At 42.8% G+C, this 21,980-nt stretch carries 18 protein-coding genes, 7 tRNA genes and 1 rRNA gene; 24 read left to right on the plus strand and 2 right to left on the minus strand.

The features are described 5' to 3' along the window. Positions 1–126 precede the first annotated feature (126 nt). The 11 genes from rrf to DESDE_RS00715 all read left to right on the plus strand — a co-directional run bounded on the left by rrf (position 127) and on the right by DESDE_RS00715 (position 12,074). Positions 127–243, plus strand: a 5S ribosomal RNA gene (gene rrf, locus DESDE_RS00670). Positions 244–642: 399 nt separating this feature from the next. Continuing rightward, positions 643–2,073 carry an IS1182 family transposase gene (locus DESDE_RS00675; RefSeq protein WP_041917178.1) on the plus strand — a complete coding sequence of 477 codons (1,431 nt, stop codon included), beginning with the start codon at positions 643–645 and terminating at the stop codon, positions 2,071–2,073. 15 nt (positions 2,074–2,088) lie between these two features. Next, positions 2,089–2,292 carry a hypothetical protein gene (locus tag DESDE_RS22240; protein ID WP_041917179.1) on the plus strand — a complete coding sequence of 68 codons (204 nt, stop codon included), beginning with the start codon at positions 2,089–2,091 and terminating at the stop codon, positions 2,290–2,292. Between the two features lie 441 nt (positions 2,293–2,733). Then, positions 2,734–4,254, plus strand: a complete 1,521-nt coding sequence (dltA, locus tag DESDE_RS00685; protein ID WP_014792124.1) for a D-alanine--poly(phosphoribitol) ligase subunit DltA — start codon at positions 2,734–2,736, stop codon at positions 4,252–4,254. Beyond that, positions 4,251–5,399, plus strand: coding sequence for a D-alanyl-lipoteichoic acid biosynthesis protein DltB (dltB, locus tag DESDE_RS00690; protein WP_014792125.1), 1,149 nt, complete (start codon positions 4,251–4,253; stop codon positions 5,397–5,399). Before dltA ends, dltB begins: the two co-directional genes overlap by 4 nt. Positions 5,400–5,554: 155 nt before the next feature. After that, positions 5,555–5,788, plus strand: a complete 234-nt coding sequence (dltC, locus tag DESDE_RS00695; protein ID WP_014792126.1) for a D-alanine--poly(phosphoribitol) ligase subunit DltC — start codon at positions 5,555–5,557, stop codon at positions 5,786–5,788. Then, a complete protein-coding gene (gene dltD, locus DESDE_RS00700) occupies positions 5,785–6,987 on the plus strand; it encodes a D-alanyl-lipoteichoic acid biosynthesis protein DltD (protein WP_014792127.1) in 1,203 nt (400 codons plus the stop codon). The genes dltC and dltD overlap by 4 nt, the downstream gene beginning before the upstream one ends. Before the next feature lie 40 nt (positions 6,988–7,027). Continuing rightward, on the plus strand, positions 7,028–7,081 hold the full coding sequence (locus DESDE_RS22940) for a hypothetical protein (protein ID WP_242831386.1): 54 nt from the start codon (positions 7,028–7,030) through the stop codon (positions 7,079–7,081). Positions 7,082–7,336: 255 nt separating this feature from the next. Beyond that, positions 7,337–9,217: an aryl-sulfate sulfotransferase gene (locus tag DESDE_RS00705; RefSeq protein WP_014792129.1), complete on the plus strand. Its 1,881-nt coding sequence runs from the start codon at positions 7,337–7,339 to the stop codon at positions 9,215–9,217. Between the two features lie 314 nt (positions 9,218–9,531). Beyond that, positions 9,532–10,464 (plus strand): LysR family transcriptional regulator, encoded by a 933-nt coding sequence (locus DESDE_RS00710; RefSeq protein WP_014792130.1) that lies wholly within the window; start codon positions 9,532–9,534, stop codon positions 10,462–10,464. Between the two features lie 242 nt (positions 10,465–10,706). Further along, positions 10,707–12,074: an MFS transporter gene (locus tag DESDE_RS00715; protein WP_014792131.1), complete on the plus strand. Its 1,368-nt coding sequence runs from the start codon at positions 10,707–10,709 to the stop codon at positions 12,072–12,074. A gap of 536 nt (positions 12,075–12,610) precedes the next feature. On the opposite strand, the gene DESDE_RS00720 is transcribed toward DESDE_RS00715, so the two are convergent. Further along, positions 12,611–13,486 carry an AraC family transcriptional regulator gene (locus tag DESDE_RS00720; protein ID WP_014792133.1) on the minus strand — a complete coding sequence of 292 codons (876 nt, stop codon included), beginning with the start codon at positions 13,484–13,486 and terminating at the stop codon, positions 12,611–12,613. A gap of 239 nt (positions 13,487–13,725) precedes the next feature. Between DESDE_RS00720 and DESDE_RS00725 the strand changes: the two genes are divergently transcribed. After that, entirely contained in the window at positions 13,726–15,267 is a 1,542-nt protein-coding gene (locus DESDE_RS00725; protein ID WP_014792134.1) for an FAD-dependent oxidoreductase, read from the plus strand. Positions 15,268–15,453: 186 nt separating this feature from the next. On the opposite strand, the gene DESDE_RS00730 is transcribed toward DESDE_RS00725, so the two are convergent. Beyond that, positions 15,454–16,014, minus strand: coding sequence for a tyrosine-type recombinase/integrase (locus tag DESDE_RS00730; protein WP_014792135.1), 561 nt, complete (start codon positions 16,012–16,014; stop codon positions 15,454–15,456). Between the two features lie 245 nt (positions 16,015–16,259). Here DESDE_RS00730 and DESDE_RS00735 point away from each other — a divergent pair, with 245 nt between their 5' ends. The 12 genes from DESDE_RS00735 to DESDE_RS00790 all read left to right on the plus strand — a co-directional run bounded on the left by DESDE_RS00735 (position 16,260) and on the right by DESDE_RS00790 (position 21,966). Next, complete coding sequence (locus tag DESDE_RS00735) at positions 16,260–17,099, plus strand: HD-GYP domain-containing protein (protein WP_014792136.1); 840 nt, start codon at positions 16,260–16,262, stop codon at positions 17,097–17,099. Positions 17,100–17,650: 551 nt separating this feature from the next. Beyond that, on the plus strand, positions 17,651–17,842 hold the full coding sequence (locus DESDE_RS00740) for a hypothetical protein (protein WP_014792137.1): 192 nt from the start codon (positions 17,651–17,653) through the stop codon (positions 17,840–17,842). Positions 17,843–18,434: 592 nt separating this feature from the next. After that, a complete protein-coding gene (locus DESDE_RS00745; RefSeq protein WP_014792139.1) occupies positions 18,435–18,752 on the plus strand; it encodes a hypothetical protein in 318 nt (105 codons plus the stop codon). Between the two features lie 185 nt (positions 18,753–18,937). Continuing rightward, entirely contained in the window at positions 18,938–20,215 is a 1,278-nt protein-coding gene (locus DESDE_RS00750; RefSeq protein ID WP_014792140.1) for a glycosyltransferase family 2 protein, read from the plus strand. A gap of 111 nt (positions 20,216–20,326) precedes the next feature. Beyond that, positions 20,327–21,202, plus strand: a complete 876-nt coding sequence (gene speB / locus DESDE_RS00755; protein ID WP_014792141.1) for an agmatinase — start codon at positions 20,327–20,329, stop codon at positions 21,200–21,202. Between the two features lie 178 nt (positions 21,203–21,380). Beyond that, positions 21,381–21,456: transfer RNA gene (locus tag DESDE_RS00760), tRNA-Val, on the plus strand. 9 nt (positions 21,457–21,465) lie between these two features. Then, positions 21,466–21,541 (plus strand) — tRNA-Asp (locus DESDE_RS00765). 6 nt (positions 21,542–21,547) lie between these two features. Further along, positions 21,548–21,623 (plus strand) — tRNA-Phe (locus DESDE_RS00770). Between the two features lies 1 nt (position 21,624). Beyond that, positions 21,625–21,699, plus strand: a tRNA-Gly gene (locus DESDE_RS00775). A 7-nt stretch (positions 21,700–21,706) separates the two neighbouring features. Continuing rightward, a tRNA-Cys gene (locus tag DESDE_RS00780) sits at positions 21,707–21,780 on the plus strand. A gap of 16 nt (positions 21,781–21,796) precedes the next feature. After that, a tRNA-Leu gene (locus DESDE_RS00785) sits at positions 21,797–21,885 on the plus strand. A 4-nt stretch (positions 21,886–21,889) separates the two neighbouring features. Further along, positions 21,890–21,966 (plus strand) — tRNA-Val (locus tag DESDE_RS00790). Positions 21,967–21,980 lie beyond the last annotated feature (14 nt).

Here is a 21,980-nt window from a genome sequence, read left to right on the forward strand (position 1 = left end):
GGAAAGGTCACCTCACTGAGGGGCTCAAGACTAAGGTGAGGAAAGATGGAAGCTTAATTACAGTGAAGAAGACTCTGTGTAGTTTTGAGGGAACAGGAAGTTCACTCAAAGATAACCACATAAAGATCTGGTGACTATACCGGAGGGGTACCACCCGTTCCCATCCCGAACACGGAAGTTAAGACCTTCAGGGCTGATGATACTTGGACCGCAGGGTCCTGGGAAAGTAAGTCGTTGCCAGGTAAGCGAATGGACTATGCAGAGATGCGTAGTCCTTTTGAGTTATGTGGGTTATGTATGGGGAATTTGTTTAGGTATGGTTTTAGCTTTTTTCCTAGCGGAAAAAATATACCGGAGGAGTACGATCCGGCCACAGGCTGAAAAAAGCGGGGAGCTTGGTCAAGCTTCCCTGAGGGATCCGACAGTTCAAATTGGTCACCAGGGGTCTGTTGACAAAAGCACAGATGCTTGTCAGCCAACATCGAGATATGACAAGTAAGTTTAAGATTAGATCATTTCGAAATTACTCATCTAGATGACTCGTCTCAAAACCGGCGTTTTTTCACCATCACTCCCCTTAGACCCTAGAAAATCAAAGGGTATCTCCTTCGACATGGTATAATAGTGTAGGGGGTGGCGCCAATGATGAAAGAGGAAAAACAGAAACAAAACCGGATGCTTTGTGTCTTTATGGAGGACCTCGTGCCGAAAGGGCACTTTCTGCGCAAGCTGGACGCAGCCATAGATTTCAGTTTCATCTATGACATCATGAGACCGTTATACAGCGATAAAGGAAGACCGTCGATTGATCCGGTTGTTCTGGTGAAAATGCTCCTGATCGGCTACCTCTACGGAATAGACTCCGAACGGAAGCTGGAACAAGAGATCCTCGTCAATATCGCCTATCGTTGGTTTCTAGGTCTTGACTTAGAAGATAAGGTTCCGGATCACTCTGTCTTTTCTCAAAACCGCAGACGCCGGTTCAAAGATACGGAAGTGTTTCGGGAGATCTTTAATACCGTGGTTGAGCGTTGCGCCGAAGCAGGACTCATCGGCGGTGAATGCGTTGTCATGGATTCTACCCATATTAAAGCCAATGCCGCTAACGGACATGCAGAGAAAGTCCTTCTTGTGGAAGGTCCGAATGACTACTGGCTCAAGCTCAACGACGAGCACGGCGGTCATATCCGGCAAAAAACAGAAGAGGCAGACATGACCTTGACGGTTAAAAAAAAGTCTCTCTCTGATCCTGAAGCTGGGTGGATGCACAGACATCCCAAGCCGGCAGGCTTTCACTACCTTTGCCATCAAAGCTCAGATATCCGCTATGGTATCGTAACCGACGTCCATGTCACGCCGGGGGATGTGACCGACGCCCCCTATTGTGTGGAACGGATAGCTTACCAAAAGAAAGAATGTCGACTTTCCTTCCGCTATGCGGGATTGGATAGCGGCTATGATACAGTGGCAGTTCATCATGGATTACATCAGCTTGGAATAAGAGCCTATATCCCTGTCAATCCTGGTCATACAGCCCATTGGCGTAAAGAAAGAGGACTGTTTACCATTGAGGATTTTCACTATGACGTTCAGAATGACCGTTATATCTGTCCTAACGACTGCACACTGCGTTACATAGGTGTAAGAAAAGCATATTACAGAGTGGGTAAAAACTATGTCACACGATCAGAAGATTGTAAAAACTGTCCTTTGAAAAGCCAATGTATTGCCGGGAAGGCGAATTACAAAGAAGTCAGACGGGATTTCTATCAAGAAGATCAGGAACGCCATCACGCCTTAGTCGGAACAGCCTTATACCGCTACGTCATGCGCAAGCGGCAGGTAATATGTGAAGGGAATTTTGCTCTTCAAAAGCGATGTCACAATCTAAGGTTCACTCGCAAGCGAGGCATTGAGAAAGTCCAGGAACAATGCCTCTTTTCGGCAATGGCCCTGAACCTGAAAAGATTGGTGAAGTATGGGACAGCACCGCTCAGGCCAGCTGTCTCCTATCCGCAAATTAAGCTGAGGATAGTAAGTCTGCAGAGAAATCTCTCAGTTAATTATTGTTGATGGTCCTTAATCGCTATGATTTACCCTATTTGTCAACAGACCCCCAGTGACGAATTTGACTTACACCCAGCCTCTCCTCTTGCTGAGTTTACTGGGAGAGGAGCGGGGGAAATTATGCCCCAGAACGATGCGGGCGGTATGACGAAACTGGAGCTGTTCAGGTCTTCCAAGCAAAGCGTGGGGCTTAATGCCAGCGCAACGAGGCAGGGCATGGAGTAGTGATGCGTATAAGGTTCGAATTAATAAACCTTTAAGGTTTATTAGCCCACATCATAAAGAATAGGTAATAAATTACTGGTGCGATTAAGACGATAGATATTCCAATGAGGGTTTTATTATTCATTTGATAACCATTCCTTTCCCTGGATGTAAAACAGTCAGGAAATACACTGGAATGTTTTTAATTTTTTATGGGTCAGTACAACTGGATAACCTGGCAGATAATAACATAAGTATATTAAACATAATGGCTGGAAACATATGTTCACGATTATATTCTGTGTTATATAATTCAAGACACTCGCAATGAGCAGTTAAAGTATCCCAAAAGTTGTAATCGGGCAATAGCTCATAAGCTGCTTTAAAAGCCAATATTTGCAAATGAGCGGATTCGTGATAGGATAAGGAGGAACACCTTTGCATTGAGTGGAGGATTAAAAGTTGAATCTCATATCCAGAATAGACAGCTATGCTGAAAGCTGTCCTGATCGAGTGGCGCATCAATATAAGGATAGTAGACTTACCTATAAACAATTAAAAGAAGCGTCCGATGCTTTGGCCTGTTATTTAATTGAAACTTTTGGGGACGATAGAACGCCCATTGTTGTGTATGGTCACAAGCAGCATGAAATGCTCATTTGCTTTTTGGCTTGTGTAAAGTCTGGACATGCCTATATCCCCGCGGATTTTTCTTTGCCCAGTCAGCGAATCGAAGATATTATTCGGAGCTCTCAGACCAGATTGATTCTCTCACCTGGCGAGAGCCCGGAACGGGAAGGGATCAGGACAGTCCAATCAAATGAGATTAACCGATTGATTCGGTCCTGTTTAGGCAAGACTCCACCTAAAGATTATCAAGTAAAACACCATGAAACCTATTATATTATCTATACTTCGGGAAGCACAGGAAAACCTAAAGGGGTTCAGATAACCTTGGCTAATCTGGAGAGTTTTGTCCGCTGGGGTGTGGGAGTGGGTCGGTTTCCTGAGGGAGAGGTCTTCCTGAACCAGGCCCCCTTTTCCTTTGATCTGTCTGTGATGGATCTCTATCTGGCCCTTGCCTCCGGTTCTACCCTGTACAGTATTGATAAGGCCATGATCGCTGAGCCGAAGGAACTTTTTGCTCATTTTAAAGAATCCGGAGTAACAGTCTGGGTCTCAACTCCATCCTTTGCAGAGATGTGCCTGGGGGACTCCAGCTTCAAGAGCGAACTTCTTCCTAATATGAAAGTGTTTATGTTTTGTGGAGAGACCTTGAGCAATCAATGTGCGGAAAAATTATACCGACGATTTCCCCAAGCCAAGGTCATTAACTCATACGGTCCTACGGAAGCGACTGTGGCGGTGACAGCTCTCTTAGTGGATTTGGAGTTGTGCGCCAAGGGCGAGCCTTTGCCGGTAGGAAGGGTTAAGGAGGATTGCAAAATTCTCATCATGGACTCGGAAGGGGTCGCTCAGGAGGAAGGAGACCGGGGTGAAATCGTCATCGTAGGTGATAGTGTAAGCCCGGGATACTATCGCAACGAAGAAATGACGGATAAGGCTTTTTTTAATCAGTCCTTCGACGGGGATGTGAAACGGTGCTACCGGACAGGGGATGAGGGTTACCTGAAAGAAGGACTTCTTCATTATGGAGGGAGAATCGACTTTCAGATCAAGCTGAATGGCTATCGAATTGAGTTAGAGGATATTGAGAATAACCTGCGCAAGGTGGAATGGGTTGCAAATGCGGTGGTCTTGCCCATTAAGAAGGAAGAGAGGGTTCACTATCTGGCAGGGGTAGTGGTTCCGAACAAAAAGTTCGATAAAAAGGACTTTGAGATGGGGCAGATGATCAAAGCTGAATTAAAAAACTATCTGCCGGACTATATGATTCCAAGAAAAATCATGTTTAGGGATTCTTTGCCGATGACGGTCAATGGCAAAGTGAATCGAGTTGCACTTATGGAGGAGTTTCAGTGATTCCCTATAGTAATCTTTTTTTCTTCTACGTCATCGGATTGATTTTACTTCCAGGCATTCTCTTAGGGGTAATGGAAAAACGTCTTAAACTTTATGGACTCTTAGCATCTTTGCTCATCATCGGGCTTCTTTTTTCAGATTCTAAGCTTCAGCTTTTTTGTCTGGTGTTATTTTACCTGGGGGAGCTCTTTCTCGTTAAAGGATATAGCTTTCTGAGGCAAAAGTACCCCCAAAGATGGATTTTATGGCTTGCCGTCCTTTTAGCCTTACTTCCCCTGGCTTTATCCAAATGGGGTCATCTTTTTACGGATAGATTTTTGGGTTTTTTGGGAATCTCCTATCTTACTTTTAAGGTCGTTCAGATGCTTCTGGAAATAAGCGACGGTCTCATTAAGGAAGTAAGACTATTGGATTTTACTTATTTTCTCTTATTCTTCCCAACCCTAAGTTCAGGGCCCATTGATCGCTCCAGAAGATTCTTGGAAGAAGTAAATCAGATTATTCCACGGGATGAGTATCTCCATAGGGTCTATCTGGGACTGCGAAAGCTTCTCCTTGGAGCGGGTTATAAATTTATTATAGGGAATATTATCTACATCTATTGGTTGAGTAAAATTCCCACAGAAGCCTATGACCTAGTCGAAACCGTAAAGTATATGTATGGGTATAGCTTCTATTTGTTTTTTGACTTTGCGGGATATAGCCTGATGGCCATTGGGATAAGTTATATCCTGGGAGTTAGGACGCCGGAGAATTTTAATAAACCTTTTATAAGTAAGGATATCAAAGATTTTTGGAATCGCTGGCATATGACCCTATCTTTTTGGTTCAGAGATTACCTATATACACGCTTTGTCATGGCTTCCATGAAGAAAAAACGCTTTAAAAACAGATACACCGCATCTTATCTTGGCTATCTGCTAACTATGGGAACCATGGGAATTTGGCATGGTACCGAGATCTATTACATTCTCTATGGCCTTTATCACGGGGTACTGATTATAAGTACGGACTACTTTCAGAGACATAGTACCCTTTATAAGAAATATAAGAACTATCCCCTCTGGACTGCGGCATCCACTTTGATTACATTTAACCTGGTTTGCTTTGGTTTTCTAATCTTTTCGGGATATTTATTCAAGTAGAGTGGTCCTAACGACCCGTAAGGGTAGCTTACATACAGGAGAGAACCCATGGCAACGAAGAGGCGTAGAGGAGAATGAGCTGGAGCGGGAAGCGTGCCACCGGTTAACATCATCAAATACTATAAGCCTCTTGATAATAAAGGAGTAGATCAAAAATGGAAGAAAAGATTTTAAGTTTATTGGAACGAGTCTGTGGTACCGATGAGGTGCGAAATGAACGAGATATGAATCTTTTTGAGGCCGGGATTTTGGATTCTTTAGGAGTGATTGAACTTTTAGTAGGCGCAGAAGAGTTAGGGATCAAAATTGAGCCCACAGAGATAGAAAGAACAGATATTGAGACTCCGGCGAAAATCATCGCCACCTTTAGTAAGAGGGTTGCTGGATGAGACGATTTCTCCCCTTAGCTTTGGCCTTGGTCATTTCATGTCTTATAGTTTGGGCGGGTAACGAGATCCTAGCCTCTAAAATTAATGAGGCTTACGACCCGGCCTTTGGCTATAAATTAAATATTCAGAAGAACCAAGGCATGGTACTTCAGAGGACCGGGATAGAAAAGGATAACAGCATCTTGGTTTATGGCTCTTCAGAGTTGAGCGGGTCAAAAGATCCCTTTCAGCCGGTAAACTTTTTTACGGGACAATACGAAGGCGTTTATTATGACCTGATTGGTAGAGGGTATTGTCAAAGCTTGATTCATCTGATTAATTTCGGTGCTTTAGGCTATTCCCTTAAAGGAGAAAAGATCGTATTCTTTCTTTCTCCCCAGTGGTTCGGCAAAACAGGGATAACCTCTGACGACTTTAAGAAGAATTTTTCCCAACTGCACTATCTAGCCTTTTTGAACAATGAAGGGATCAGTCCTCAGTTAAAAAGCTTGGTTGCCCAACGGGTGAGTTCCTTATTAGTTCAAGATGAAAGTATGGATATGCGAATTCTATCCTACCTCTCCTACAATGATGCCGGGTATGCCCGAGGCTTTTTGGGAGTTTTACAACCCTACTATAGATTAAAGGAGGCCCAGTTATTAACCAAGGACCGTGTCCAGGGCTACCGAACCCTTATGGAAAATACTGCTCATTGGAAAGGGGATAGGAGGGGTGATTCCAAATCGGCAATGAAGCAATTCAATGTGGAGGTAGATTGGGAATCTGAAAAGAAGCGTGCCCAAGAGGTGGGGAAAGCTCTTTCGGATAATAATGAATTTGGAATTGACAACAGTTATTTTAATGAATATCTGAAAGAAAAGCTTCCTGATCTCAAAGGCACTATGCAAGACCAGTCTTATCTGGACTCTCCAGAGTATAGGGATTTCGAGTTATTGCTTCTGCTGTGTCAGGAATTAGAGATTGAACCATTGTTCGTCAGTATTCCGGTTAACGGATTTTGGTATGATTATTGCGGATTCCCTCAGGAGGATAGAACTCAGTATTATAAAAAAGTGAAGGAACTTATTAGCAAGGCAGGATACGACCTTGCTGATTTTTCCGATCATGAATATGATAAATATTTTTTGCGGGATACCATGCACCTGGGGTGGAAAGGGTGGGTGGAAGTGAATGAAGCGATTCTTACCTATGCTCAGTGAAAGCCTGCTTTATACGGTGATAATACTAGGTATCATATTGATGTATGTATTGGCAGAATCCAATGAGGTGAATTTTATTTATAATCAGTTTTAAGTTTATAAGATATAGTAAGAACGCATAATTATGCATTCTTAAAGCGAAAAAAATGGCAGACTATCGACCAGATAGCTGCCATTTAAGCTTTTATTTAATAAGCACAACAAATCGTTGTGGAATATGCCAAAAAACTATTTATTATCAAGGCAAATGAATTGGTATATGATTGTGCTAGAGGGAACAAGAGCAAATGCTCAAATGGTAATGCTGACAAAACCTAACTTTAAATTTTATTAGTAAGGAGTGGAAGTTTTGAGAACCTACTTAGATACCGAAAAGCACCTCATTACTTTGCAAGCTGAGTCTGAGGAGAAGTTTTTAGCAGAACTGAGATCGGGGAATTATTCTGTAGAGAATCCATTGGTTGTTAAAAATCCATATATTATTAACCCCCTCGCAGCAGTTATTTGTTTTAACACCGATGAAGAAACAACCGCGGAGATCACGGTTAAAGGGAAAGCAGTAGAAGGGGATCTTAACCATACCTTTGCCGCAGCTAAAGAGCATGTTTTACCGATCTACGGATTATATGATGATTATGTAAATACCGTGGAGGTTAAGCTGGGCAACGGTAAAACCTCTGAAGTTAAAGTTCAAATTGAAGAACTCAATGTAAACAAAGCTCAGTATTGTAAGACGACATCAGGGTATTTTGGCAAAGACTTCATGCTGATTTCTACCACAACACCTCTTATTGAATCTGCAAGAACGGTTGGCTTTGACTATGCCGGGGATCTGAGATGGTGCATTACCAATCTGCAGAGCTGGGATATTAAAAAATTAGAAAACGGAAGATTGCTCTATACTTCCCATAGAACCGTTCAAAAACCTTACTATACCGTTGGTGTCATGGAGATGGATTTCTGCGGAAAGATTTATAAAGAGTATCGTCTCCCCGGTGGCTACCACCATGATGCCGTTGAGTTGGAAAATGGCAACATCTTAGCTGCTTCTGATAACGATTTCAACGATTCCGTGGAAGACTTCGTGGTAGAAATCGATCGCGCTACGGGAGCAATCGTTAAGTCCTGGGATCTGCAAAAAATCCTCCCCAGAGGCGAAGGCAAAGCGGGAGACTGGAATCACCATGACTGGTTCCACAATAACTCGGTGTGGTACGATAAACCCACTAATTCCATCACCATGTCAGGCCGTCATATGGACGCTGTCATCAACTTTGACTATGATAGCGGAGCATTGAACTGGATTATCGGCGATCCCGAAGGTTGGTCGGAAGAATGGCAAAAATACTTCTTCAAGAATATTACCAAGGGAGACTTTGATTGGCAGTATGAGCAGCATGCTGCAAGAATTCTGCCCAATGGTGATGTCTTCATCTTTGATAACGGAACTTATCGTTCTAAAAACGAGGCTAACCGCGTGGAGCCTGAGCAAAACTTCTCGCGCGGTGTAATTTATAGAATCAATACCGATAAAATGGAGATCGAACAAGTATGGCAGTACGGTAAGGAAAGAGGGGCCGAATTCTACTCCCCTTATATCTGCAATGTAGACTATTACGGCGAAGGCCATTATATGGTTCACTCCGGCGGTATCGCTACTTACAGAGGTAAGCACACCGATGGCTTAGGAGCAATGCTCCTGAACAAATACAAAGATGAGCATATCCATTTAACCTTAGAATCCATCACAGTAGAAGTACAAAATGATGAGTTAAAGTATGAGTTAAAGGTTCAAGGGGGTAATTACTACAGGGCGAGAAGAATTAGCCCATACGATGAAAAAACCAACCTTATCCTTGGAAAAGGTGAACTCCTCGGCGGTTTTGGAGTAACCCCTGAATTCATGAAAATTAAATTCAAAGATGCTGAAAAAGAGCTTCCGGAAAAACACAATCTCAATATCGTTCTTGAAGAAGACCGCTTAGCGGTTCGAGCAAGCTTTAAAGAAGGATCCCAGGTATTCCTTGAATTAAAGGGAGCCGAGCAATCCAAATTCTATAATATTCCTACCGAGGTTCACGATGTTACTGCTGCTTGCGTCTCCTTCGAAGAGCAAAACGACAATGACTTTCAATTCTATGTAAGTAGAGAAGGATTGTCCGGTGAGTTTGAAATTTATCTGAATATCGATAACAAGAGATATGACACTCATTTGTCAGCGCAATTCTAAGAGTAGGCACAGTTAGGATTCCTGCTTTCTAAAGTGCTGATGAGAAGACCGAATTGAGTGATGCTCTCCTAAAAATAGACAGAAGTGTATGCCAGTCTGTTTCATTAGGGGAGCATCTTTTTTAGTATTAAAGGTTCAGGCAAGAGCAAAAATCCTGATGCCAATAATTACTTAGAGGGAATTGCAGCCAGAGGGATTGAACCTTTTATAACAAGCAGGTACAATAAAGGGAAATTGGTCAACTTATCCGGACCAAAGTGTCACTCATCTCTTTATACAGATAAATAAGCGACTGCGGTGAGGAAGTGTTTGAAATGCGTATCACAGATTTAATTTTTCTAATAGAGTTATCCCACTCTAAGTCCATTACATTAACATCGGGGAGGATGCATATTTCCCAGCAAGGATTGAGTCAAGTCATTTCACGGTTAGAGCAGGAACTTGATGCTATGCTGTTTCATAGAAGTCGGCACGGAATTAGCCTGACCGATGCGGGGCAAATAGCTGTCCAAAAAGCAAAAGAAATCATCGAGAAATACGATGAATTAACGACAGAGTTAGAACAACTTAAACAGGGACAAGAGCAAATGGTGGAGGGGAATTTGACCCTTTCTCATACTCATGTTTCGGGAACGGCGGTTTTGCCTAAGGCTTTAAAGTTATTTAAAACAAAATACCCCAATGTGAACTTAACGATTAAGGAAAAAGCCCCCTTAGAAACTATTGCCTGGATTCAGGAGAACCCTACGGTAGTGGGCCTTATCAATTATCCGGAAGCACAGGAACAGGGTAAGGGGAGTCCTTTGCAAGCCTACCCTGGCTTGGTTTATAAGGAGATTTTGCGAGACGAATTGATTGTATGCGTTCCTAAGTCATGGGCTTTAAATAATGAGCAGCTGAGATCCGCCAATGCTATGGTGAAATTGCCCATGGTCTATTATGATACACAGCAATACGAAGAAATCATCGCTCAGATTTTTAGCAGAGCGGATCTTCCGCCTAAGGTTTTTTTAAAAACCCTAAACAACGAATTGTTCCGTCAAACCATTATTGACGGGTTGGCAATGGGTGCCTTTTCTATGCTGGAACTCAATGAGAATCGACTGTTGAAGGAGCTTACAGTGCAGTCAGATATGCGCTTAAAGCTCATTTATACTTGGGCCACTTCTGCGGAACATCCTGTGTCACTTCCGGCACAAAAGTTTTTAGAGTGTCTGGAGAGCACTGCAAAGACCATGAATGATTAACAAGTTTTACTTGTGGAATAAGTAAAGTAATTGCTGTTTTGTGAGATGTATAACAATTAACTATAATTAGGATTGAGAACACAAGTGCAAAGGAAAGGAGAGTTGTTGTCTCGGGTCTTTAGCAAAATACAGCACGTGTAGTTCAAAAGGTAATGAAAGACCAAGGATAAAGTAAAATCTATAGTTATGTGAAGAATAAAACAACAAAAGTTTAATTTTTCACATTAGTAAGGAGAATGGAAATGGCAGCTTTGGTAGAGAATTCGCAGACGACAGCAAGCAAAACATCTCACAAAGTTAAAAACAACTACTTCGATGGTCTGGAAGTCACATCAGTCCATAAGATCTTATTCCTGATTATTATGCTGGCTTATTTTTTCGAGCAAATGGACAATTGGAATTTTGGGTTTATTGCTCCGGCCTTAATGAAGAGCTGGGGTATCACCATGGCGGATGTGGGAAAGATTAATTTTGCCTACTTTGTAGCTATGACCCTTGGCGGCTTAACAGGAGGAGTTATCTCGGATTTTATCGGCCGGAGAAAGACCTTCCTCGGCTCCATCCTAATATTCTCCATAGCTTCAGTTGCTAATGGGTTCGCTACGGACGTTACAATGTTTACCTTAACTCGTGCTGTTACAGGGTTTGGTATTTTCTGCATGATGGTTACTTCCCAGGTCTATATTGCCGAGATGTCACCATCAGCTACCCGGGGAAAGTGGCAGAGTCTAACGGCTTCAGTGGGCTTTATGGCTGCTCCTTTGGTAGGAATCTTATGCCGAATCGTTGTTCCGATGAGCCCTGATGCTTGGCGGTATATCTTTTATGTTGGGGGCTTGGGCTTAATAGGGTTCTTTCTGGGGCTGAAGTATTTAAAAGAATCTCCTCGTTGGTTAGTAGCTCAAGGCAGAATCACAGAAGCAGAAAAGGTCATTGAAGACTTAAGTCATGTCAAGGTTGACTTAAGTGAAGCAGCCTCCAAAGTAGAACCTAAAGTGAAGACTATGGAAGTTATCATTGGTCTTTTCTCCCGGAAATACATCAAGCGGACCCTCGTGATTTTATGCTTTGTTATGTTAACAGTACCTGCAGGATTTGTGATCACCAACTGGACCCCAACTCTTCTGAGTCAAAGAGGTTTAGGGGTTGAAGATGCTCTAACAGCCTCCACCCTGCTTATGTTTGGTGTTCCGGCAGGATGTTATTTTTCTTCCTTGATTGCGGATAAGGGAGGAAGAAAGATACCTATGGCAGCGATGGCTGTCAGTGTAGCTGTTTTGGCGGTGATTTTCGGTAGAGTCGATGGATTTATTTCTATTGTGGTTTGTGGGTTTCTTTTGATCTCTGCCAATATGGCTTTAAATTTTATTACCTTTAGCTATATTGCAGAGAATTACCCCACAAAGATGAGAAATACCTCAACAGGCATCCACAATGCTTCAGGACGTTTAGCCACTGCAGTATTACAGAATATAGTGCCTGTGGTGTTCGGATTATACTATTTCTCCGGTGTGTACAACATGGTCGCCATTATGGTCTGTATCCCTGTGGCGGTGTTGTTGCTGTGGGGAATGCGAACCGGTGGTAAGGCTTTGGAAGATATTTCGTAACATACCCTTAAGCGCAGCAAGCTTAAGGATATAAGGGACAGTAAATGCCGCCCATTTACTGTCCCTCATTAGTTAAGGATCATTAAGGCTCCAGTGATGGAGTCATTAGTACTTACCGAGATGTATGAACTAAGAAGAGGTGAGTTTTGGGTTCAGGTTGGTGATTAGGCACTTTGTTCTCGTGGTTCAATGTATGAGGATGGCATAATTTCACCATTTCACGTCTTAGATAAATTACCACAAATGTAAGATAGACCAATCCAGCTAAAATCCATAACGCTGTTGTCATTGTAAATCCCCCTTTTTAATCAATCTAACCCTTAATTAACGGTTTGCCCGTTTTCTATAGTTATATTACTATTAGGATAATCTATATTTGCGTTGATGTCTAATATGGAATCGCAATGAGTTGGAAAGCTTTTTTTTATACATATGAGTGGTTAATACTTCTGATAGTGCAACGAAACCCTCAACAGTTGTTCCATAGGAATGGACTGTTGAGGGTTTTTTGCGGGTGCCGCAAGGTCAATGGGATGCTATTTCCTCACGGGTATCCATATTTGGCTCTTAAAATCCGGTGAATCGAAATCAAAATTCTCCATCCACATGATTTCCGGGCCTTGGGCCAGTTGATAGTTGGTAGAGGGAAACCATTCAGAATAAATTTTTCCCCAGACGGCCTGTAGGGTTTCGGGGAAGGGGCCGACGGACTCAAAGACAGCCCAGGTGGAAGCCGGGACTTCAAGGGTGGCATAGTTTTGATTGTCTGGGCACTTTTGGGTAGTAACAACGCCGATATAGTGATCCAGTTCGCCTTTTTCCTCCATACGACCTTCGGAAAAGTTGGTGGAGGCTTGTAGAAGACCGAAAGGCTCTATATTGGAGAGGTTTTTCAGCTGTTGAATCATCCCAGGGTTTAATAAACCCCACATGGCTGTGATTTCCGGATTCACACCGTTAAATTGAATGGCTACTCTTTTCATAAGACCTACGATACGAAAGGATTCTTTTTCAACAATACGGCAGTTCATTTCATTGCCTCCTTGAATCGTGAGTTGGAAGATCATTTTAGGGTAGATTTTTAAGGAATGGGTGTCCCTCCGGGCTTCTGAGGGTGTGATACCATGGAGTTCTCTAAAAGCTCTTGTAAAGGAATCGGGAGAAGTATAACCGTGCTTCAAAGCAATATCAATGACTTTGACATCTTGGTCTCTCAGCTCAAAGGCGGCTTGGGAGAGGCGTCTGCGACGGATGTATTCTGATAGGGTGATTCCGGCCAGGAAGGTAAACATTCTTCTGAAATGATATTCGGAACAATAAGCCAGCCTCGCCGCTTCCTCCAAATCGATGTCTTCCGCTAGATGCTCTTCGATATACTCCAGTGCCCTATTCAACGAACGGATGGAATTCATTGACCATGACCTCCTATGCATAGAGTAGCAAATCCATAGGGTGTGCGCCCGACTTTTCAGAGCTATTTTCTGCATATTGTAGTTTTGATAATTATAGTTTGAAGGAAGAATATAAATAAGGTCAAACTAAAGGAGTGGAGTTAAGAAGGAGTGATAATGGAAAAAGGGGGTAACCTAAATAAGGCAGTCAATGCAGAAAGACAGTAAAAAAACTATGGTTTTAGGGAGTGTATAAACTCATGAAGATTCATCATACAGCGGGCAAGTATTTTCTGGATAAAAGTCTTGAGACGCCACCCTCTTATTGGCTGGATTCCACACCTAAAACCAACTACCCCTCTTTAGCAGGGGATATTTCTGTTGATGTTGCGGTAATCGGCGGGGGAATGGCCGGAATCAGCTCGGCTTATCTTCTCACCCAGGAAGGCCTTAAGGTGGCCGTACTGGAAGCAGATCGTATCCTCCAGGGTACGACAGCTTATACCACGGCTAAGCTGACATCTCAGCACGGCCTCATCTACGATAAAATCCTTCGGCAGATAGGAGCGGAAAAAGCAAGGCAATATGCTGAAGCCAATGAATCCGCTATAGACTTCGTGGCGAAGCTGGTGGAACGGGAGAATATTGATTGTGACTTCACGCGGCAGCCGGCTTATATCTATACCCAGCAGAATAAAACCAAAGAGAAGCTTGAGAAGGAACTGGCAGCGGCTCGGCAATGCGGAATTGACGCCCATTATGTAACTGAGTTGGACCTCCCTCTTTCAATCAAAGGCGCTTTGCGCTTTGAACAGCAGGCACAGTTCCATCCCCGTAAATATCTTCTGGCCCTGGCTCAAAGGATAGGAGAAAAGGGGGGACATATTTTTGAACAGACTAAAGCTGTGGATATTCGAGGGGATGGGCCGTTTCTGGTGCTAACCCAGCAAGACAGCAAGGTAAAGGCCGATTATGTGGTGATAGCTTCTCACTACCCATTCCACATTTTACCCGGTCTTTATGTATCCAGAATATATCAAGAAAGGGAATATGCTGTAGTCCTTAAGGCCAAGGAGTCTTTTCCCGGCGGAATGTACATTAATGCCGAAGATCCGGCCCGTTCCTTGAGGGGACTGCCCACGCCTGATGGGGAGAGAATTCTTGTCGTTGGTGAAAAGCACAGAACAGGACATGGGAAAAACTTGACTGAACACTATAAAAATCTCATGGAGTTCGCTCGGGGACTTTTTACCGTAGAGGAATTCCCCTATTATTGGTCTACACAGGATTGCACCACCTTGGATGAGGTGCCTTACATTGGACAAATCAGCAAGAGTAAGCCTAATCTATTGATTGCGACGGGATTTCGGAAATGGGGAATGACTCACAGTACCGTAGCCGCTTTAATCATCCGGGATCGGATCGTGAAGGGTTACTCCCCTTGGCAGGGGGTTTATGATCCTTCTCGACAAATAACTTTAAATTCCGCAGCAAGCTTCGTGGCGAATAGTTCCTTGCTGGCTTTTGACTTTGCTGCGGGGAAGCTCATGCGAGGAAAAGAAATCTATAGCCTAAGCCCTGGTGAGGCGGTGATTGCCAATATGGATGGTCGTCGTGTGGGGATTTATATGGATTCTGAGAAGAACCTGCATAGGGTGGATACCACCTGTCCTCATTTGGGATGTGAGGTTCAGTGGAATGATGCAGAAATGTCCTGGGATTGCCCTTGTCACGGCTCTCGCTACGATATAGAGGGTAACCCCATTGAAGGGCCCACTTTAAAACCCTTAGAGAAAATCTAGAGCAATCAAGAAGCCTATGCATCGAAAGCTTTGTATAAAGTGCGGAGCGATAAAAAATAAGAAATGCAACAATATTACAATATTGTTGCATTTCTTATTTTCAATATACCTTACTGGGTCTATGCATGTCAATAATGACAGATTAATCACGAAGCTTCAGGCATTGAGACAAAGAAGAATGTTCTATTAAAGCTGAACCATATCATACAACTGATCTCTTTGGTCTTGATTAATACCAATATAGCGTAGAGTGACACTCTGTGAACTATGGTTGAAGATATCCATGACCAAACCAATATTGTACTGAGATAGTTTATATGTCCAGTAACCCCATGTTTTCCTAAGGCTGTGTGTGCCAAAATTCTCTATTCCTAATGTGACGGCAGAATGTTTCAATACTCGGTATGTCTGAATTCTACCTATATAGCCCCCCTTTTGGCTGGGAAACAAATAGTCGCCTAGTTCTAAATTTTGCTCACTAATATAAAGTGCCAATGCTTCCCGCAGAGTATCATTCAGTTTAATTTTTTTTAGCTTCCCAGTCTTCTTTTCCGTTAAAACCAAGTAATCTCTGAACTGCCGCTTCTCAAAATAAATATCTGAAACCTTAAGTGTAATGATATCACTGATTCTCAATCCGGTGTTAATTCCAAATTTAAAGATCATAGCATATTTAGGATGAAACTGGTTTAGATGGTTATACAATGCCAGTATTTGTATTTTATCTCGAATAGGTTCGACAGTCATGATATTTCCTCCTATGTGCATTTTTCTTATTCATTATAATCTTTATGTTAGGAACTAAGGTTATGAATAGTCAAATCATACCTCATTTCTAAAGAATATTTTGAGTCTTGGTGAGAATAAAAGCAAATTTTGAAGTTTCTTTATTAAACAATCCATTAATTATGCAACAATATTGTAATATTGTTGCATAACTATTAGTTTTTGTATGAATTAAGAGCATAATTAGTGGAGGTGAGTCAGTAGGTATGAAAAGAGTTGTTTGCCCAAGGGATTATTACAATGAGCAAGGACTTCTTTTATCAGCTAAGGGGACTAAAATTACTTTAAAACAGTTTTTGAGACTTCAGAGAAAGTATGGCTTTTTATCTGAATTAGAGCAGATCGAAAAAACACAAGTAAATGTTGAGCATCCTTTAACAGGAGAAGAATCCTATGAAAAAATTAAAAAACAAATATATAAACTTGATGAACGATACAAACGAGCGGACGATCAATTGCTCAATCGGGCAAGTGTTCTACTTGTCAATATAGTATTTGAATCAAAAAAGAAACCATGGTATATGTATCTCACGGCATTAGGTAACCATATTGATTGGCTCTATACCCATTCTATTGATGTGGCTCTTCTTTCCTTGATGATGGCAATGGAGTCGGGGGTTTCTCAAAAATTACTCTGGGATCTTGGGTTAGGGGGGATCCTTCACGACATTGGGAAATTGCTTATCCCGAAAAGAATTATACATAAGAAGACATCACTGAGTGATACGGAGAAGGATATCCTCAGGCAACACTGCGAATTAGGTGTAGAATGCACTGCGGAGTGTTCGCTTGCTATGTTAAGCCATGATATAATACTTCAGCATCATGAAAGATTAGATGGAAGTGGATATCCAAATCAGCTGCAAGAGGATCAAATTAATGAATATGTAAAGATTGTTATGATTGCTGATGCATTCGATACGATAACGGCAGGAAGGCCATATAGGAAGACAGTGGGGGTAGAGGAAGCTTTAGCTTATTTGGAGGGCCAGAAAGGGGCCTTTTCCAGGAAGTATCTGGAGATTTTAAAGAAGATATTAATTTAGGCTATAAGGTTTTTATTGTCCATGATCTATGATAGGTGGGGAGCTGGTGCTCTATGAATAAGTAGATAATATAGTAGATAATTAATTTTCTGAGTTATGGAAAAATTTCATATTTTGAAGAAGGTGTTTTAGGTTTCTGTGGCGAAATACTATCTTGTCGTGAGGTTGGACCTAATCGGGATGCTGTCTAAGACTAGACGACCTATAGTAGCCCAGCAGGTTTACTGGACTAAATTTGAATAAAGGAGGTGTTTAAAAGGGTCATCGCAATTCGTGTAAACTTCTAATACGCACCCCGAGTATCTCCTACCCCAATTTGGCAGGGAAGGAGGGATTTCGCGTGCAAAACAATTATAATCTTCACCCGAAATCTGTTATTTTTATCCTTGCTGTTGTCGCGGTTGCAGCAGCTATCGTTCTTTCTATTCTGTTATGATGAAAGGCTGCCAATTATCTTATCGTCAGATGAGGTCGTTGGCAGTTTTTTATTGGCAGAGATGGAGTTGTCAGGTAGAATTGAGGTAGTCAGGACTAAGGAAAGGAGGGTTTTAATGAATAGGAATATCAATTTATGGTACCTCTTAGTGGGAATCGCTTTTATCGCGGCGGGGGTTTATAAAATTGTTTTGGGAAATCTGACTTCGGGTTTGATATGGATAGTCATTGGGGTATTATTTGCCGTACTATCTCGTTATAGCAATCATACCGAGGGTTCAAAGGATAAAAACAAGAAGAAAGAGTAAGGAAAATATTTTTAAATATTATAAAGCATATTGGAATAATCATAATTGTATGGTATTATACTGATAATCATTAACACCATCATTTGAAGCAATGGATGTACCAGTAGATGGGAAGATTTTACTGTAACTCTTGCAACCCTATCAACATGTCATCGAACTCCCCAATATGTAAAGAAGAGGAGGGACTTGAATGCTCGATAAGCTGCATCTGGACGTAAAATCAGGTTTATTTGTTCTGGCGCTTTTAGTAGTTACCGTAATTACGGTCATGGCCTTTACAGGGTAAACCGCACTAATTCATGAGTTTAAGAAAGCCGCTCATAATCCTGAGGATTATGGGCGGCTTTCTTTTAAGTCAAATCATATTTTGTCGGCGTGCTTCTCTTTTTCATGATGAAGTGCATCAAACTCGAAACGGAATTTCTGATTACAAAAAGCGCAATGGACATATTTACCGTCATCGGAGAACTTAGGCAAATGAATCCACCTCCTTGGAAGAAATTCTATCCAAAAATTAGCAATTCTATACCCGAAGGGCCAAATTCTTTGCGGAACCTTGCTAACATAATCTGTTAGCAAGAGGTGAATGATAATGCTGAACCGCTTTATTCGAGAGTTACGAATTGAGTTTTATTGGATGAAAAAGGAATTAACCCGCCGTTGGCATTTGGATACCCCCATAGGAATTGTTGGCGTTATCGCTGTTCTTTCCGGGCTGGGACTTTTTTTGCTCATAGGTCAAGGCGTCGCTAAGATATTCAGGGCAGCAATACCTTGGGTGACAGGGACTTCGGTGAGTTCAATGTATTGGTCCTCGATTGCTTTTGCCCTTAAAGTGAGTTTCGTATTTCTGGTTTTTGCCACCTCTTTACTGCTTTTACTCTGGTTAAAGACTCATTACCGGCGGTAAGATAGTTTCCTCCGGCTAAAGTTTAAGACACGGGCCTTCCTGGATAGATTAAAGGTATAATGCAGAGAACATTTGCATATAAATGCATAGGACAAGCAGAAGTTGTCCCTTTTTTAGACATCTTTCGCCTTGCGAGGAAAATAACCCTGTGATATTATGATTAAGGTTAAAAGGAGGTTGGGAACATGGGTTTTATGTCTGGTGTTACCGGTTCTCACTTGTTCAATATGATCATGATTCCAGTACAGCTTATTATCATTTTTATGACATTTTACTATTTCGTGTTGTCCATGTTTGGTTTGTTTCGCAGACCGGAGAAAAAGATTTTGGAACCAGAAAAAAGCTTTGCCCTGGTAGTAGCAGCCCATAATGAAGAGGCGGTCATCGGGCCTTTAGTGGATAATCTGTTGAACCTGGATTATCCGAAAGAGCTCTACGATGTCTATGTCGTAGCAGACAACTGTACCGACAAAACAGCCTTGATCGCGAAGAACGCGGGAGCCTTGGTCCATCAACGTTTTAATAATGAAAAACGAGGAAAGGGCTATGCCCTGGAGTGGATGTTCCATCGTTTATTTAAGCTGGAACGAGAATATGATGCCGTCATTATTTTTGACGCAGATAATCTGGTCAATGAGACCTTTTTGGTCGAGATGAACAGCAAGCTTTGTCAGGGACATCAGATTGTTCAGTGCTACCTGGATTCGAAAAATCCCTATGATACCTGGGTCACCAACACCTTCTCCATTACATTCTGGCTTTCCAACAGGCTTTTGCAGCTTGCACGCTATAACACCGGCTTCCTTAATAATGTGTTAGGTGGAACAGGTATGTGTATCTCCACCAAAGTGTTAAAGGATCTTGGCTGGGGGGCTACCTCTCTTACGGAAGACCTAGAGTTTACCATGAAGGCCTTAATTAGTGGAATTAAGACGACCTGGGCTCATGATGCCATTGTCTATGATGAGAAACCCCTGACCTTTATCCAGGCCTGGAATCAGCGGAAACGTTGGGCTCAAGGGCAAGTGGATGTAGCGGGTCGGTATTTCTTCCCCCTGATGTACAAGGCATTTAAGGAACGAAAAATCATGTATTTTGATGCAGCGGTCCATTTGTTCCAACCGGCTTTGGTCATGATAGCCACCTTCTTTATGTTCGCTAACCTGATTTCCGGGCTCCAACCCTACTATACCCAAGTTTTTGATATTGTTATGCCCTGGTCAGGCTGGCAGATTCTTTCCGCGATTTCTCTGGTCTACCCTGTAGCGGCCTTGGCCCTTGAACGTCTGCCCTGGCGTGCCTATGCGGGATTGATCCTATACCCCGTATTTATCTATAGCTGGATTCCTATCGTGTTTTTAGGCTTCGTCAATCGCAAGGATAAATCATGGTCCCATACCAAGCACACTCGTTCCATCAAATATGATGATGTGGTGAAAGAGAAGAAGGTTTCATCCAGCTAGCTTAACGATACTTAAATATAAAATTAGAAAGCTACATAAAGGGGATCTCCGCACAGAGAGATCTCCTTTTGCCATTACATTTGAAGGTTATGAAGAAAGAGGTGAAGTGCTATGTCCTGGGAAAAGCTCATGAAGATGACAGAAAACCCCGGTGTATTTATGGGGGGAGAAACTCCTTATGAAGATGCCGATGCGGTAATTTTAGGGATTCCTATGGATTATACGGTGAGTTTTCGTCCGGGTACCCGTTTGGGGCCCCTGAGTATTCGCAATGTCTCCATCGGTATTGAGGAATATAGTGTGTATCTGGATAAGGATCTCTCTGATTATGCTTATTGCGATTGTGGAGATTTAAGTCTGCCTTTTGGCAATGTGGAGAAATCCCTGCAAGTGATCGAAAATGCTGCCCAGCAGGTGTTGGAGGATGGAAAATTCCCCATTTTCCTGGGGGGAGAGCACCTTGTTACCTATCCTTTGCTTAAGCCCTTTATGGAGAGGTATCCCGAGCTTCGGGTAGTGCATTTTGATGCTCATGCTGATTTGCGTACGGATTACTTCGGTGAGCCCAACTCCCATGCTACCGTCATGCGAAAAATCTCGGAAGCCCTGGGACCCAATCGAGTCTATCAGTTCGGCATACGCTCCGGGACCCGGGAGGAATTCCTCTTTGCTAGGGAGAACAATCATTTAGTGGTGGAAGAGGTTTTAGAGCCCCTCAAGGCTGTCCTTCCGGAGCTTAAAGGGAAACCGGTCTATGTGACCTTGGATATTGATGTAGTGGACCCGGCCTTTGCCCCAGGCACTGGGACACAGGAAGCCGGGGGATGTACTTCGCGGGAAATCATCAAGGCCATTCATGCTCTCGGTGAGCTGGATGTGGTGGGTTTTGACCTGGTGGAGGTATCTCCCGCTATGGATAGCAGTGAGCGAACAGCTCTTTTGGCGGCGAAGATCGTGAGAGAAGCGATTTTAAGTTTCGTAAAATAAAGTTGAATTAATTGCGAGTACAGTGAAAAGATATTAAAGGATAAACCATGAAATGATTAGCTTATTTAACATAACTTAGTTCAATAACGAAAGCTGTAAAAATTGACAACCATAAATAATACAAAAACCTTTGACATAAAACCGTTTTTTGTGTATACTAAAATTCGTCAGTTGACACGGGCGATTAGCTCAGCTGGGAGAGCGCCTGCCTTACAAGCAGGATGTCGGCAGTTCGATCCTGTCATCGCCCACCAAACTCATAGGGCCCCGTGGTGTAGTGGTTAACATGCCTGCCTGTCACGCAGGAGATCGTCGGTTCAAGTCCGATCGGGGTCGCCATTTCATGCCTTGGTAGCTCAGTCGGTAGAGCAGAGGACTGAAAATCCTCGTGTCGGCGGTTCGATTCCGTCCTAAGGCACCACGCGGGTGTAACTCAGTGGTAGAGTGTCACCTTGCCAAGGTGAAAGTCGCGAGTTCGAATCTCGTCACCCGCTCCATTTCTTCGGCGGCATAGCCAAGTGGTAAGGCAGAGGTCTGCAAAACCTTTATCCCCAGTTCAAATCTGGGTGCCGCCTCCAATAATACGTTAATATTGCCGATGTGGCGGAACTGGCAGACGCACGGGACTTAAAATCCCGCGGGCCTTAAAGCCCGTACCGGTTCGATTCCGGTCATCGGCACCATTTAGGGTTTGTAGCTCAGCTGGTTAGAGTACCGCGTTGACATCGCGGGGGTCGGAGGTTCGAGTCCTCTCAAACCCACCATATACTTAAGAAGA

The sequence above is a fragment of the Desulfitobacterium dehalogenans ATCC 51507 genome, from assembly GCF_000243155.2.
In the GTDB taxonomy this organism is placed as follows: Bacteria; Bacillota; Desulfitobacteriia; order Desulfitobacteriales; family Desulfitobacteriaceae; genus Desulfitobacterium; species Desulfitobacterium dehalogenans.

Excerpts from the sequence above, each read along its gene's own strand:
- DESDE_RS00675 (WP_041917178.1), top strand. The coding sequence starts at position 643 with ATGATGAAAGAGGAAAAACAGAAACAAAACCGGATGCTTTGTGTCTTT.
- DESDE_RS22240 (WP_041917179.1), top strand. The coding sequence starts at position 2,089 with ATGATTTACCCTATTTGTCAACAGACCCCCAGTGACGAATTTGACTTA.
- dltC (WP_014792126.1), top strand. The coding sequence starts at position 5,555 with ATGGAAGAAAAGATTTTAAGTTTATTGGAACGAGTCTGTGGTACCGAT.
- dltD (WP_014792127.1), top strand. The coding sequence starts at position 5,785 with ATGAGACGATTTCTCCCCTTAGCTTTGGCCTTGGTCATTTCATGTCTT.
- DESDE_RS00710 (WP_014792130.1), top strand. The coding sequence starts at position 9,532 with ATGCGTATCACAGATTTAATTTTTCTAATAGAGTTATCCCACTCTAAG.
- DESDE_RS00715 (WP_014792131.1), top strand. The coding sequence starts at position 10,707 with ATGGCAGCTTTGGTAGAGAATTCGCAGACGACAGCAAGCAAAACATCT.
- DESDE_RS00720 (WP_014792133.1), bottom strand. The coding sequence starts at position 13,486 with ATGAATTCCATCCGTTCGTTGAATAGGGCACTGGAGTATATCGAAGAG.
- DESDE_RS00725 (WP_014792134.1), top strand. The coding sequence starts at position 13,726 with ATGAAGATTCATCATACAGCGGGCAAGTATTTTCTGGATAAAAGTCTT.
- DESDE_RS00730 (WP_014792135.1), bottom strand. The coding sequence starts at position 16,014 with ATGACTGTCGAACCTATTCGAGATAAAATACAAATACTGGCATTGTAT.
- DESDE_RS00735 (WP_014792136.1), top strand. The coding sequence starts at position 16,260 with ATGAAAAGAGTTGTTTGCCCAAGGGATTATTACAATGAGCAAGGACTT.
- DESDE_RS00740 (WP_014792137.1), top strand. The coding sequence starts at position 17,651 with ATGAATAGGAATATCAATTTATGGTACCTCTTAGTGGGAATCGCTTTT.
- DESDE_RS00745 (WP_014792139.1), top strand. The coding sequence starts at position 18,435 with ATGCTGAACCGCTTTATTCGAGAGTTACGAATTGAGTTTTATTGGATG.
- DESDE_RS00750 (WP_014792140.1), top strand. The coding sequence starts at position 18,938 with ATGGGTTTTATGTCTGGTGTTACCGGTTCTCACTTGTTCAATATGATC.
- speB (WP_014792141.1), top strand. The coding sequence starts at position 20,327 with ATGTCCTGGGAAAAGCTCATGAAGATGACAGAAAACCCCGGTGTATTT.